Origin of the sequence: Vibrio ulleungensis (assembly GCF_016900875.1) — a bacterium.
GTDB lineage: Bacteria > Pseudomonadota > Gammaproteobacteria > Enterobacterales > Vibrionaceae > Vibrio > Vibrio ulleungensis.
Map to the genome: position 1 here is coordinate 16,991 of NZ_JAFEUM010000007.1, position 14,468 is coordinate 31,458.

The window sequence follows — 14,468 nt, forward strand, 5'->3', positions numbered from 1 at the left end:
ATGAGCGAACCTTTGATTTCCATTCGCAACCTGTGCGTAGACTACATTACTGATGCGGGCGACGTGCGAGCATGTAACGACGTTAGCTTTGACATCGCGCCTGGCGAAGTGTTTGGTCTAGCGGGTGAATCTGGCTGTGGTAAGTCTACTGTAGCAATGTCTTTGATGCGCTTGCACAAGCCGCCTGCATTTATAACCAGTGGTGAAGTGATCTTTAATGGTGAAGATATCCTTCAATACAGCGATGACCGCATGCAAGGTTTTCGCTGGAGCGAAATGTCGATGGTCTTTCAAAGTGCAATGAACGCACTTAACCCAGTGTTAAACATGGAAGAGCAATTTTGCGACGTGATCATGCGCCATACCAATATGACCCGCGAGCAAGCGATCAAACGCGCTGAAGGTCTATTAGAAATCGTCGATATACACCCAAGCCGTTTGCAAGACTACCCTCACCAGTTTTCTGGTGGTATGCGTCAACGTCTGGTCATTGCTATTGCACTCGCACTAAACCCTAAAATGATCATCATGGATGAGCCGACAACCGCTCTCGATGTTGTGGTTCAGCGTGAAATTTTGCAAAAAATCTATGCACTTAAAGAAGAGTTTGGGTTTGCGATTTTATTTATCACCCATGACCTTTCATTGATGGTGGAGTTCTCAGACCGCATCGGGATCATGTATTCGGGCGAGCTGATTGAAGTCGCTCCGTCAAAAGAAATTTTGCAAAGCCCTTTCCACCCTTATACCAAAGGGCTGGGCAGTTCATTCCCTCCATTGATTGGCCCTAAAACCAAGCTTACGGGTATCCCAGGTAATCCGCTCAATCTACTCGAAATCCCACAGGGGTGCCGCTTTCAAGCACGCTGTGAACGAGTCGAAGCGCAATGTCGCGAGGTCCCTACTCAGCTGCGTCAAATTGAGCACAATCGTTTTTCAAATTGCCACCTTTTTGGTGAGCCTATTGCCGCTGTCACAGTATAGCTTTTGAGTCGGGAGAGAATTATGACAACTCAACGTGGAGAACTTCTGATTGAAGGAAAAAATCTCATCAAAGATTTTGAAGTCAGCAGTCACTCATTAAAAAATCCAATGATGCGCGCAATCAACGATGTATCATTTAAAATGTACAAGAGCCGCGGCTTGTCGGTTGTAGGAGAATCCGGTTCTGGAAAGTCCACTACCGCAAAAATGATCGCAAAAATGTATGCACCTACGGGTGGGCAGATTGAATATCGCGGACGTGATATTCAAACCATTAGCAAGAAAAAAGAGCTAATGACCTACCGAGAAGGCGTGCAAATGGTGTGGCAAGACCCGTTTGGCTCGCTCAATCCAACACACAACATTTTCCACCATATCGCACGACCACTTTTGATCCATAAGAAGATCAAACCAGGCAATAAAAAAGAGCTAGAAGAGCGTGTGTACGACCTTTTAGAGCAAGTCGGCCTCATCCCGCCTAAAGAAACTGCGGCAAAATTCCCGCATCAACTGTCTGGCGGTCAACGTCAACGCGTCAATCTAGCACGCAATATCGCTGTCGGTGCTGAGGTTGTATTGGCGGATGAGCCTACCTCAATGCTTGATGTTTCGATTCGCGCTGGCGTTCTTAACCTTATGGAAGAGATGAAGTTTGAGAAACAGATGTCGCTTTTGTACATCACTCACGATATCGCAACCGCTCGATACATTGCTGAAGATCTCGCCGTTATGTATGTCGGACACATGGTGGAGTGGGGAGATACTGACGAAGTGATCGCCAATGCTCAACACCCTTATACCCAACTACTGGTGTCAGCGGTTCCGGATCCAAGCAAATCGATTCACGAAAAATTGAAAGGCAACAAAGGGGAAATACCGTTATGGACCCCAGAGTCCGTAGGTTGCCCATTTGCAGGTCGCTGTACTCATGCGACCGACAAATGTACTGAACGTTTGCCGGGTGTTACCCAGCTGGCTGAAAACCATTTTGTTCGCTGCTACCTGCACGGAGAGTAGCGTTATTACAGTGTTCCTTATGTAGTGAAATAGCGGTTACACGCTGATTAGGGCAGGCTTGCCTGCCCATTTTTTTTCACTCACCAACATTGCCATCACGATAAAATAAGAGCGATGCCCATGAAAATCACCACTAACCAGATTGGATTCAGACCGCACGATCCTAAAACTGCCGTCATCACTTTTACTTCGCTCGAAGCTCAACAGAGTGCTCAGCTTGAGCTGTCAATTTATTGCGACCACCAGCTCGTCACACGCTTACCAATTCCTCAAGCTGTCGCAGTCGAAGAGTGGCACCACGGTCTGTTTTCTCGTGTTGATATCAGTCAGCTAACTGAAATTGGCTCCTATACATTAGCTTGTGGGGATTCGGTATCTCACTCTTTCGAAATTGCCGAAAACCTACTGATCAAAAAGACCTTTTCGGATCTATTGCACTACTTTAAATCGCAACGCTGCAGTGGAAGATTTGACGCTCATGATCGCAACGCACAGGTCGTGGGCAGTACTAAAAAACTGGATGTACACGGCGGTTGGTACGATGCGTCTGGCGATGTAAGCAAATATCTAAGTCACCTCTCCTACGCCAACTACCTCAACCCTCAACAAATTCCGATGGTTGTTTGGAATATGTTTAAGTCTGCCGAACTCAATCAGCAGCGTCAGTACCTACCCGAATTTAGCGTTGTGCGGTTACTGGACGAAGCCTATTATGGCGCTGATTTTCTTGTTCGAATGCAAGATGAGCAAGGCTTTTTCTATACGACTCTGTTTGATAAATGGAGCAAAGATACAGAGCAACGCGAGCTATGCGCCTACGAAACACAACTTGGCCATAAGTACGACAACTACCAAGCAGGTTTTAGACAAGGTGGAGGCATGGCCATCGCTGCTCTTGCTATCGCATCGACACAGGACAATCAGGGCGAGTACACCAATGCCCAGTATCTAGACGCTGCGCAGCAAGGCTATCAGCATCTAATTGAACACAACCTTGGCTATCTCGATAATGGGCAAGAAAATATCATCGATTTTTACTGTGCTTTACTCGCCTCTGTGGAGTTGTATCGAGCAACAAAACTTGACCAATATTTGCTTGAAGCCAGAGCTTGGTGCGACAAATTGTGTGCCCTGCAACGCAGTGATGATCAACACCGACACTATTGGTCTGCCAATGTCGACGGAACACGTCCGTACTTTCATGCAGCTGAAGCGGGCTTACCGGTCATTGCGCTTTGCGCTTTTTTGGAGATCGAAACTAACCAAGTCGCACGGCAACATGTTCAGCAGATTGTGAGCAATGCAGTCAATTTTGAGCTGTCTATGCAGGTAGAAGGCAGCAACCCATTTGGCTACCCAAAGCAAGTGGTGCAAGGGGTTGAGTCAGAAAAGCGCTCCTCCTTTTTTGTGGCGCAAGACAATGAGTCTGGCTATTGGTGGCAAGGTGAGAATGCCCGTTTAGGCTCACTCGCGGCTATGGCTTATTACGCAAAACCTTGGGTCACTCAAACTCAAGCGATAGCGTTAGAGGTGTTTGCCTGTGATAGCTTGAACTGGATATTGGGCAACAACCCCTACGACATGTGCATGCTCGATGGGCATGGGCACAATAACCCTGACTATTTGCCTGAACTTGGATTTATAAATGCCAAGGGTGGGATTTGTAATGGCATTACCGCTGGGTTCGAGAATGCCAACGACATTGCCTTTAATCCCACGCCTCATAAAGACGATATGCTACAAAACTGGCGCTGGGGCGAGCAATGGATCCCTCACGCAGCTTGGTTCTTACTTGCTGTGTCTACTCAAGCCTTTGATGCGGTTTCCTCAAACGATGCAACGACGGAGTTCTGATATGTATTTAGTTGGAATTGATGGCGGCGGCACCTCATGCCGAGCAAGGATCCGCACCAGTGAGGGTGCTTTAGTCGGTGAAGGTGTATCAGGAAGCGCTAATCTATTGTTAGGCGTTAATATCGCGATGAGTTCGATCATCGAAGCCGTCACTTTGGCTGCTCAACATGCCAACTTAGGTAAGCAGCACTTCTCGCTTATGCACGTAGGCGCGGCCCTTGCGGGAGCGGAACAGAAGAGTGCATGGCAAGCCTTTATGTCACTGCCACACCCTTTTGCCAGCATGACCCTAAATACAGACGCCTTTGGCGCCTGTTTGGGCGCACACAATGGTCGCAATGGCGCCATCATGATAGGTGGTACCGGTTCTTGTGGGTTGCTACTTAATAATGGTGAGCAGTTTGTCGTTGGCGGCCGGGAGTTTCCTATTTCAGACCAAGGTGGCGGCGCCGTGATGGGACTTCGTTTGATTCAACAGGTGCTGCTTGCGGAAGATGGCATCAGGAAAAAAACCGCCCTATGTGAACATGTCATGACGCACTTCAATCACGATGTGGATGCCATAGTTGAATGGTCAAAAACAGCCATTCCCGCAGAGTACGGACAGTTTTCCAAAAAGATATTTGAGCTTGCTTATCAAGGTGATGGCCTAGCCAACGAATTGTTGAGGCAAACCGCCGCAGATTTAGATATGTACATTCGCGCCTTAATCAACAAAGGGGCGCAACGCATCTGTTTGATGGGTAGCATCGCCGAACGTTTGCATGAGTGGCTTGGCGCCGATGTAAAACGGTGGATCGTAGAGCCCGAGTTCGATGCCATAGAAGGGGCAATTATGTTTGCAGGAAAGCCAGAGCACAACCTCTACCTTAAGGACGTAGCATGAGCATCAGTGTACAACTTCAAGTCATCAATGAAACCGATCCTCGCTGCCAGTTTAGAGTTGAAATCGTCAATCAAACTCAGCACGCGTTGGTCGACTGGTCGCTGCATTTTACCTTTGACCGTTTTATTCAGCCTGATTCCATCGCCGAGCACAAACACACTCAAGTGGGCAGTTACTGCGTAGTCACACCCAATAAGCCCTTGTCTAAAGGAGAAACCTTTGAATTTGAATTTGCTGCCAATAGCGCCAAATTTCGTTATTTGAGCGATAATTTTGATGACGCATTTGTTCGCAGCAATGGTGAGATGATTGCTGTTGATCTAAAGCCGATTATTCTTGCCTCGCCTTATTCCCAGCGCACGCAGGTTCCAGTAGTCAGTGCCGCCGATATTGCGATTATTCCTAAACCGAACAGCCTTTCGCGCTCGCAAGGTCAGTTTCACTTATCAACCTCGCCGATAATTGCCGTGCAAACCGAGTTCGCGGGAAATGCCGTTGATTGGCTTTTTGAGGAAACTCAGCAGTTACTCACCTGGCAACGAGACGATTATGCCGAAACCGCCGATCTCTACCTGTCGCTTAACGCCAATTTAGCACCGCAGGCTTACCAGCTATCGGTTACTCATGACAATATTACGATATGCGCTGCCAGCGCTGCGGGGTTTGGGCACGCTATTGCCAGCCTTTTACAGCTTTTTCCTGTCGACGCTGGCGACGCCATCGTACTTCCTTTGGTCAATATCGACGATACACCCGCGTATTCGCTTCGCGGCTTTATGTTGGATTGTGCACGTCACTTCCACACAATAGAAACCATTAAAACTCAGATTAATCAATGTGCTAAGTACAAGATAAACACCTTTCATTGGCACCTTACCGATGATGAAGGGTGGCGCGTAGAAATTCCCTCGCTGCCTCAATTGACACAAGTCGGCGCATACCGAGGCGTAGACGACGCGATAGAGCCACAATTTACTCAAATAAAACAAAAGCACGGCGGGTTTTACTCCACATTACAGGTTAAAGAGATCGTCGAGTTTGCACGGGTACGCGGGATCACCGTGATCCCAGAAATCGATATTCCCGGTCACTGCCGAGCAGCGATTAAATCACTTCCAGAATTGCTGGTTGAGCCTAGCGATCAGTCTCAATATCGCAGTATTCAAAATTACACCGATAATGTCTTAAATCCCGGCTTAGCAGGGACCTATCAGTTCTTGGACACTGTTTTAGACGCGTTAGCCGATCTGTTTCCTGCCCCCTATGTCCACATTGGAGCGGATGAAGTTCCTGAAGGGGTATGGCTGCACAGCCCTAGTTGTCAGGCATTGATGCGGGCTGAGGAATACACAGACGCCAAAGAGCTACAAGGTCATTTATTACGCTACGCAGAGCGCAAGCTCCATGCCCTTGGAAAGCGGATGCTCGGCTGGGAAGAAGCCCAGCATGGCGATAAAGTTAGCACCAATACCGTCATTTACTCGTGGCTAAGCGAACAAGCTGGACTCGAATGCGCGCAACGTGGGCACGACGTGGTACTGCAGCCCGCTCAATATACCTATTTAGATCTCACCCAAGATTACGATCCTCAAGAATATGGTGTGGATTGGGCGTGTGTTTTACCACTTGAAACAGTGTACAGCTACCAACCTTTGGCACAGCTGAAACCCTCAGATCCGCTTAGAAACAAAATTCTTGGTATTCAGTGCGCAGCGTGGTGCGAGTTAATCAATCATGGAAGCCGTTTGGAGTACATGATTTACCCACGGCTACAAGCCGTTGCTGAAGCGGCTTGGACTCAACCGCCGCACCGTGACTGGCGATGCTTCCTCTCTCGATTAAAAGTCGATTTACCTCGCTTAGATCGAACTGGGATCCACTATAGAGATCCATGGCTCGCCAAGCCATACGACCGACAACCTCAACAGAATTAGCTCGCAAAAAGCGAGATAGAACCAACAATTGATTGGCTGAGCAATCAGCTTGATAAAGGAATATGACAGATGAAATACGGCTATTTTGATAACCAAAATCGTGAATATGTGATCACTCGCCCTGACACTCCAGCGCCATGGACAAACTATTTGGGTACCGAAAAGTTTTGTACTGTAATTTCACACAACGCTGGTGGGTATTCATTCTACAACTCACCAGAATACAATCGCGTGACGAAGTTTCGTCCCAATGGCACCTTTGACCGTCCTGGGCACTATGTTTACCTGCGTGACGATGAGAGTGGTGATTACTGGTCTATCTCATGGCAACCTGTAGCGAAAAGTCTAGAAGAAGCCAACTACGAAGTGCGTCATGGGCTTTCTTACTCAAAGTTTAAATGTGAATACAACGACATTACCGCCACGAAAACACTGTTTGTCCCTAAAGGTGAAGATGCGGAAGTTTGGGATGTCGTCATAAAGAACACCTCCGATAAGCCTCGTACGATCTCAGCATTTTCATTTGTCGAGTTTTCGTTTTCTCACATTCAATCAGACAATCAAAACCACCAAATGTCGTTGTACTCTGCAGGCACGCAGTATCGTGACGGTGTTTTGGAGTATGACCTTTACTACAACACCAACGATTTTGAAGGCTTCTACTACCTAGCCTCCACCTTTGATCCTGACTCCTTTGATGGTCAGCGAGACAGTTTCCTTGGCGCCTATCGCGACGAGGCAAACCCGATAGCCGTCGAGAAAGGCCGCTGCTCTAACTCCGCGCAGACTTGCTACAACCACTGTGGCTCCTTGCATAAGCAGTTTACACTGGCACCTGGAGAAGAGGTTCGTTTCGCGTATATATTGGGCATTGGAAAAGGCAACGGTGAGCGCCTTCGCAACAAATATCAAGATCTAGCCAATGTCGACGCCGCCTTTCAGGAAATCATTGAGCACTGGGACAGCCGATGCCGTAAATTCCAAGTTACGTCTCCTAATCAAGGGTTGGACACCATGATCAATGCTTGGACACTCTATCAAGCTGAGACTTGCGTAGTGTGGTCAAGATTTGCGTCATTCATTGAAGTCGGTGGACGCACCGGATTGGGATATAGAGACACCGCGCAAGACGCAATATCAGTGCCTCATTCAAACCCAGCAATGACCCGTAAGCGCATTGTCGATTTGCTACGTGGTCAAGTGAAGGCCGGGTACGGACTGCATCTATTTGATCCAGACTGGTTCGATCCTGAAAAAGCCGATGTTGAGCCGTCTAAATCACCGACAGTCGTTCCTACCCCTTCCGACGACGATAAGATCCACGGTATCGAAGATACCTGCTCAGACGATCATTTGTGGCTGATCCCAACCATTTGCAACTACGTCCTAGAGTCTGGCGAATCAGAATTCTTTAACGAAGTGATCCCATTCGCGGACGGTGGTGAAGCGACCGTGTATGACCATTTAAAAGCGGCGCTAGACTTCTCGGCCAAGTACGTTGGACAAACAGGGATCTGTAAAGGGCTACGCGCTGACTGGAACGACTGCCTAAATCTGGGCGGCGGCGAGTCATCAATGGTGTCGTTTTTGCATTACTGGGCGCTTGATGAGTTCATCAAGTTGGCTAAACACCTTGGAAACCACCAAGACGTTGATCATTACACCAACATGGCAAATGGGGTGCAAAAAGCCTGTGAAGAGCACTTATGGGATAGTGAAGGCGGTTGGTACATTCGCGGGCTAACTAAAGATGGTGACAAGATTGGCACTGCCCAGCAAACCGAAGGTCGCATTCATTTGGAATCTAACACTCTAGCCGTTTTATCCGGTGCGGTCTCGGCAGAGCGCGGCGCACGCGCGATGGACAGTGTGGATGAGCACCTTTACTCCGAGTATGGCTTGCACCTAAACGCACCTTCGTTTTCGACCCCTAATGACGATATTGGTTTCGTTACGCGTGTTTACCAAGGGGTTAAAGAAAATGGAGCAATCTTCTCGCACCCCAACCCATGGGCGTGGGTGGCAGAGGCCAAACTAGGTCGTGGCGACAAGGCGATGAAATTCTACGATGCACTCAACCCATACAACCAGAATGACAACATTGAACAGCGTGTGACAGAGCCCTACTCATACGTTCAATTTATTATGGGTCGCGACCATCAAGACCATGGGCGCGCAAACCACCCATGGCTTACAGGCACAGCAGGTTGGGCCTACTATGCTGTGACCAACTTTATTCTTGGGGTCAGTGTCGATTACGACGGACTTGCGATAAACCCGTGTATTCCAAATGACTGGCCTGGATTCAAAGTAACGCGTGAATGGCGTGGTGCTACTTACAACATTACTGTGGAAAACCCACAAAGCGTCAGCAAAGGAATCGCTTCGATTACAGTCAACGGTCAGCCACATGAAGGCTCGATACCTGCAGCAAAGCAAGGCAGCAGCATTGATGTTGTTGTGATTATGGGTTAATGCGTGTCGCCCGCAATAAGCAACATTGCGGGCCCAATGGATGAGGAGTCCAAATATGATTAAGTTCGGAACCGGGGGCTGGCGCGCGTTTATTGGCGAAGAGTTTACCAAAGATAATGTACGACTCGTAGCTCAAGCGGTGGCCAATATCACTAACGCAGAACAGGTCGCTGACAAAGGCTTTATTATCGGCTATGACCGCCGTTTTCTATCTGATAAAGCGGGGCGTTGGTTTGCTGAGGTGATGGCGGCCAACGGCATCGTAGTCCATTTTATCGATAAGTTTGTCCCTACTCCAATTGTGATGTTTCAAGCCAAAGAAATGGGCTGTGCGTACTCAGCTTGCATTACCGCATCGCACAACCCTGCAGATTACAACGGCGTCAAAATATTCATAGAAGGGGGAAGAGACGCCGATGAAGTGATCACTGAAAAAATCGAAACTCAAGTTTCTCAACTCACTGCAAGTGACGTAAAGTCCGTTGATTTCGAACAAGCATTGGCCGATAAACAGATCCAAATCATTAACCCAATGAACGCCTTTGTCGATTCGATCATCAATTTTATTGATATTGAAGCGATCAAAAAAGCCAACCTACGAGTGTTGGTCGATCCAATGTTCGGTGTCGCAAAGAACGCATTGCAAACCGTATTAATCAATGGCCGGTGTGACGTCGATGTGATCAACGATGGCAAAAACCCAGACTTTGGTGGACTGATGCCGTCGCCGAGCGCCGCGACCTTGTATCGCCTTAAACATTTAGTAGCTGCTGAAGGGTATGACATTGGCATTGGTACTGATGGAGACGCTGACAGGCTTGGGATCATCGATGAAAAGGGCAACTTTATACACCCTAATGAAGTGCTCATGCTGCTGTATTACTACCTACTGGAATACAAAGGCTGGACTGGGTCGGTCGTGCGTAATATCGCCACCACACATCTGCTTGATAAGATTGCCGTTGACCACGGAGAAAAGAGCTTTGAGGTTCCTGTAGGCTTTAAGCACATCAGTGGTCAAATGGAAGCTGACGACTCTCTTATTGGCGGGGAAAGCTCTGGTGGTTTAACCATTCGAGGGCACATTAAAGGTAAAGACGGTGTATTCGCCTCTAGCCTTTTAGTCGAGATGATTTCGGTCACTGGTAAAAAGTTGTCTGAACTGCTCGATGAAATCTACAGCAAATATGGGTATGCCTATACCGCAGAAGGAGATTGCACCTTTAAGCCAAGTGAGAAGGAAGTGATTTACAATCGCTTGTATGTTGCCAAAGAGCTGCCTAAGTTTGACTACGCGATTGAACGAGTCAGTTATGAAGATGGCACCAAGGTTTACTTCAAAAATGGCGGCTGGGTAATAGCACGTTTTTCTGGAACCGAGCCTCTATTACGCATCTTTGCCGAAATGGAAGATCAACCGACTGCCGAGGCGGTGCGTGACCAAATGAAAGCTTTCTTGGCGCTGTAATTCGCAAACCAACCAATGGGACACTACCGTTTCTTGATAGCTGAAGCGGTAGTGACAAAGTGGAGCTTTAGGCGAACGCCTGCAAGCCCGCTGTTTCAACTTTAACCGATACTGCATCGCCAACTTCCAGCGGCTCCTGTGATGTAGCAATAAATCGCTGGTTGCCTGATTCAATAATGTATCGGCAATGATCGCCCATGAACTCCATCTCTTTAACTACAATTGAGCTTTCATCACTTCTTTCTAAAATGATCTGCTGAGGTCTTAACAGTAGCTGACAAGCGCCACCGTTCTCAATATCGTTTCGAGACTGCGCTTCTACAACGCCAAACGAGGTATCAAACCCGCCATCCGCCAATTTAGTTGCGTCTAAATAGCTACCGCCACCTAGGAAGTCGGCGACAAATCGAGTAGCCGGCTTATGATAAAGCTCGCCGGCTGTGCCAAACTGCTCAATCACTCCGTTATGCATCACCGCCATTTTATCGGCAAACGCAAACGCTTCTTCCCGACTGTGGGTGACAAAAATGGCTGTGACACCTTGGCGTTTAAAGATCTTGCGAATTTGAGCAATCAACTCATGACGAACCTGAGTATCGATATTGGAGAACGGTTCATCTAAGAGCAGTAAATCAGGCTTATAGGCCAACGAGCGTGCTATGGCGACACGTTGTTGCTGTCCACCAGACAACTGATGAGGATAGCGCTCTCCGAGGTCGTCAAGGTGCACCAACTCTAGCATGCTCTTTACTCGCTCTTGCTGCTCTTTTTGGCTCAAGTGGGTTAACCCAAAGGCAACGTTTTTTGCTACAGTAAGGTGAGGAAATAACGCATAGTCTTGAAAGATCATGCCGATATTTCGTTGCTCGGGTGGCATCCACGCTTTACCGTCATCCAGCAACTTATTGTTTAGACTCATGGTGCCCTGACTAAGAGGAACCAGCCCTGCAATAGCTTTGAGCAAAGTCGTTTTTCCGCAGCCACTTGCCCCCAATAAGCAAACAATTTCGCCTTGTTCCACCTCAATGGACAGCGATTGCAATATCGTTTGCCCCTCGTAACCGCAAGTTAGGTCTTGAATGGTAAGTGCGTTTTTCATCAGTGAGTTTGCTCCAATGAACGGTTAACAAGGATAAGAGGAATTAACCCAACCACTACTAATAACATCGCGGGCAATGCCGCCACTTCAAGCTGCTCATCAGAGGCGAAGTTGTACACGTAGGTAGCCAGGGTTTCGAAGTTAAATGGTCGCAGCAGCAATGATGCGTTCAGCTCTTTCATCGACTCAATGAACACCAATAAGCCTGCAATGAGCGCTCCACGCTTTATTAATGGAATGTGGACGCGTTTAAGCATTTGATTACTGTTGCAACCCATAGTTCGTGCTGCCAAATCTAATGAGGGCGGCACCTTTTGCAAGTTACTTTCGACACTGCCAATTGCAACGGCTGAAAAGCGCACCACCATGGCAAATATGAGTGCGAACATACTGCCCGAAAAGATCAAACCAGGACGCCCCCATTCAAAAAACTTAGCCACATCATTAACCCAGTGATCCAGTGCCATGATGGGAGCGATCACACCGATCGCCAATACCGTACCAGGCACAGCATAGCCTAACGATGAGATTCGCAATGATAACTTGCTACTCACGCTAGGTTGCAGTCTATGATAAAAGTTGACCAGCACCGCAATCGCAACAGCAATAACCGCTGAAATGGACGAGATGGTGAAGCTGTTTATTGCAAACTGTCTGAATTCAGGTGTCCAGCTTTGCTCCCAATACACCATAGCAAAGCTGCCAAGTTGCAGCATAGGTAAGATAAAGGCGGTTAGCAGCAGTCCCCAGCACCAAGTCAGCGCCAACCATTTTTTCCAACCTGTGGGGTGATAAAGCTTCTCTTCTTGCGACGAAAACTGGTTCTGATACTGCTTCTGCTTACGCCGACTAAAGCGTTCAGCGCTTATGAACAAAATGATCACCAGCAACATGATGGACGAAATTTTGGCCGCCGCGGTAAGGCTGGAATAGCCTAGCCAGGTGTCATAGACAGCAGTGGTTAAGGTGTTTACCGCAAAGTAATTAACCAGTCCAAAGTCTCCTACGGCTTCCATTGCGACTAGCGATAAGCCAACAGCAATTGCGGGTCGAGCAAGTGGCAGTGATACGCGTAAAAAACTCTGTTTTGGTGAGCATTTCAGTAGCCGTGCCGATTGCAACAGCGACATATTCTGCTCCATAAATGCAGCACGGGCTAACAAATAAACATAAGGGTAAAGGACTAAGGATAGTACCCAAATTGCCCCGCCTAAGGTGCGAATATCGGGAAACCAATAATCACCAGCCTGCCACCCCATGATATCCCGTAATAGGCGCTGGATTGGGCCAGCAAAATCAAACCACTCTGTAAACAGATAGCCGACAATGTATCCAGGTATGGCGAGCGGTAGCACCAACATCCACTGCAAATATTTATCGCCAGGTAGACGACACATCGCCATTAACCAGGCCGTAGGGACTCCCATTAGAGCACTAAGCAACATCACACCGATGACGAGAGCAAAGGTATTGTATATATAGGTTGGCATTACCGTAGACATTAGATGTGAGAATATCTCTCCATCGTCACCCAATGCTAAGTAAAACACAGCGAGAATAGGTAGGGCTAAAATGCCCGCAATACCAACACTACTCCACTTCCAACGACTTACTCTTTGCTTCATGAACGGCTATAAAATCTCAATCAGATAAAACGACAAAAACATCCTACTCGAAAGCAGGATGTTTTACAGGGTTTAGTGCTTAATAAATTTGAACTTAGTAAGCTTAGGCTTATAGGTCAAACTTCACTTCATCGAGAAGACGAACAGCAGCAGAATGGTTTTCTGCCACTTTTTCTAGAGGCAGAGCATCAGCGGTGAAATCACCCCAAGAAGCAACCAACTCAGAACGTTTAACGCCTTCTTTCACAGGGTACTCGTAGTTGACTTCAGCGTACATTTGCTGAGCTTTTTCAGCTGTCAAAAACTCCATAAGTTTTAGCGCATTTTCGTGGTTAGGCGCGTATTTCGCCATAGCCATGCCACTCACGTTTACGTGTGTCCCGTTAGACTCTTGACCAGGGAAGTTAATGTATACAGATTCTGCCCATGGCACTTGCTCTGGATCGTTAACCATTTTACCAAGGTAGTAGCTGTTACCCAGTGACACATCACATAGGCCTTCTTTGATCGCTTTCACTTGAGCACGATCGTTACCTTGTGGTTTACGCGCTAGGTTGGCTTTTACACCTTCAAGCCATGTTTGTGTTTCTGCTTCACCGTAGTGAGAAATCATCGATGCAACAAGTGATACGTTGTATGGGTGTTTGCCGCTACGAGTACAGATTTTACCTTTGTATTCTGGCTTCGCCAGATCAGTGTAATCAAAATCGTTGCCTAGCTTGCCTACACGATCACGTGAAGAGTAAACATTACGGCTACGTAGAGTAAGTGCGAACCACTCACCTTCATCATCACGGTATTGAGATGGAATGTTGCCATTGATGGTGTCGCTGTTTACAGACTGAACCACTTCTTTGTCTGCTAACTCAACCAAACGACTGATGTCGGTCGTGAGTACCACATCTGCCGGGCTGTACTCGCCCTCTTGTTTAATTTTCTCAGCCAAACCTTTATCAGAAAACATAACATTAACTTTAATGCCCGTCTCTTCAGTAAACGCTTTGAACATAGGTTCAACTAAGAAAGGTTGACGGTAAGAGTAGACGTTGACCTCTTCTGCAGCCATTGAAGGTGCAGTGAAAGCGGCGGTAGCTACGGCGGTTAATGTTAACAACTTTTTCATTTC

General features: G+C 47.6%; 10 protein-coding genes. 7 read left to right on the forward strand and 3 right to left on the reverse strand.

Annotated elements, in window-relative coordinates:
• The 7 genes from JQC93_RS15555 (at position 1) to JQC93_RS15585 (ending at position 10,618) form a co-directional block, all read left to right on the forward strand.
• The gene (locus JQC93_RS15555; protein WP_205159332.1) at positions 1-984 is read left to right on the forward strand and encodes an ABC transporter ATP-binding protein; all 984 of its coding nucleotides are present in this window, start codon (positions 1-3) and stop codon (positions 982-984) included.
• Positions 985-1,005: 21 nt separating this feature from the next.
• The gene (locus tag JQC93_RS15560) at positions 1,006-2,001 is read left to right on the forward strand and encodes an ABC transporter ATP-binding protein (protein WP_205159333.1); all 996 of its coding nucleotides are present in this window, start codon (positions 1,006-1,008) and stop codon (positions 1,999-2,001) included.
• A gap of 120 nt (positions 2,002-2,121) precedes the next feature.
• Positions 2,122-3,855, forward strand: coding sequence for a glycoside hydrolase family 9 protein (locus JQC93_RS15565; protein ID WP_205159334.1), 1,734 nt, complete (start codon positions 2,122-2,124; stop codon positions 3,853-3,855).
• 1 nt (position 3,856) lies between these two features.
• On the forward strand, positions 3,857-4,741 hold the full coding sequence (locus tag JQC93_RS15570) for an N-acetylglucosamine kinase (RefSeq protein WP_205159335.1): 885 nt from the start codon (positions 3,857-3,859) through the stop codon (positions 4,739-4,741).
• The gene (locus tag JQC93_RS15575; protein WP_205159336.1) at positions 4,738-6,675 is read left to right on the forward strand and encodes a beta-N-acetylhexosaminidase; all 1,938 of its coding nucleotides are present in this window, start codon (positions 4,738-4,740) and stop codon (positions 6,673-6,675) included. The genes JQC93_RS15570 and JQC93_RS15575 overlap by 4 nt, the downstream gene beginning before the upstream one ends.
• Before the next feature lie 69 nt (positions 6,676-6,744).
• Positions 6,745-9,150, forward strand: a complete 2,406-nt coding sequence (locus JQC93_RS15580) for a GH36-type glycosyl hydrolase domain-containing protein (RefSeq protein WP_205159337.1) — start codon at positions 6,745-6,747, stop codon at positions 9,148-9,150.
• A 55-nt stretch (positions 9,151-9,205) separates the two neighbouring features.
• Positions 9,206-10,618, forward strand: a complete 1,413-nt coding sequence (locus tag JQC93_RS15585) for a phosphoglucomutase/phosphomannomutase family protein (protein ID WP_205159338.1) — start codon at positions 9,206-9,208, stop codon at positions 10,616-10,618.
• Between the two features lie 67 nt (positions 10,619-10,685).
• Here the strand turns inward: JQC93_RS15585 and JQC93_RS15590 are convergent, their stop codons facing one another.
• From JQC93_RS15590 to JQC93_RS15600, 3 genes are all read right to left on the reverse strand, one after another.
• Positions 10,686-11,717 carry an ABC transporter ATP-binding protein gene (locus tag JQC93_RS15590; RefSeq protein ID WP_205159339.1) on the reverse strand — a complete coding sequence of 344 codons (1,032 nt, stop codon included), beginning with the start codon at positions 11,715-11,717 and terminating at the stop codon, positions 10,686-10,688.
• Positions 11,717-13,342: an ABC transporter permease gene (locus tag JQC93_RS15595; protein WP_205159340.1), complete on the reverse strand. Its 1,626-nt coding sequence runs from the start codon at positions 13,340-13,342 to the stop codon at positions 11,717-11,719. Before JQC93_RS15595 ends, JQC93_RS15590 begins: the two co-directional genes overlap by 1 nt.
• 109 nt (positions 13,343-13,451) lie before the next feature.
• A complete protein-coding gene (locus JQC93_RS15600) occupies positions 13,452-14,465 on the reverse strand; it encodes a Fe(3+) ABC transporter substrate-binding protein (protein ID WP_205159341.1) in 1,014 nt (337 codons plus the stop codon).
• Positions 14,466-14,468 lie beyond the last annotated feature (3 nt).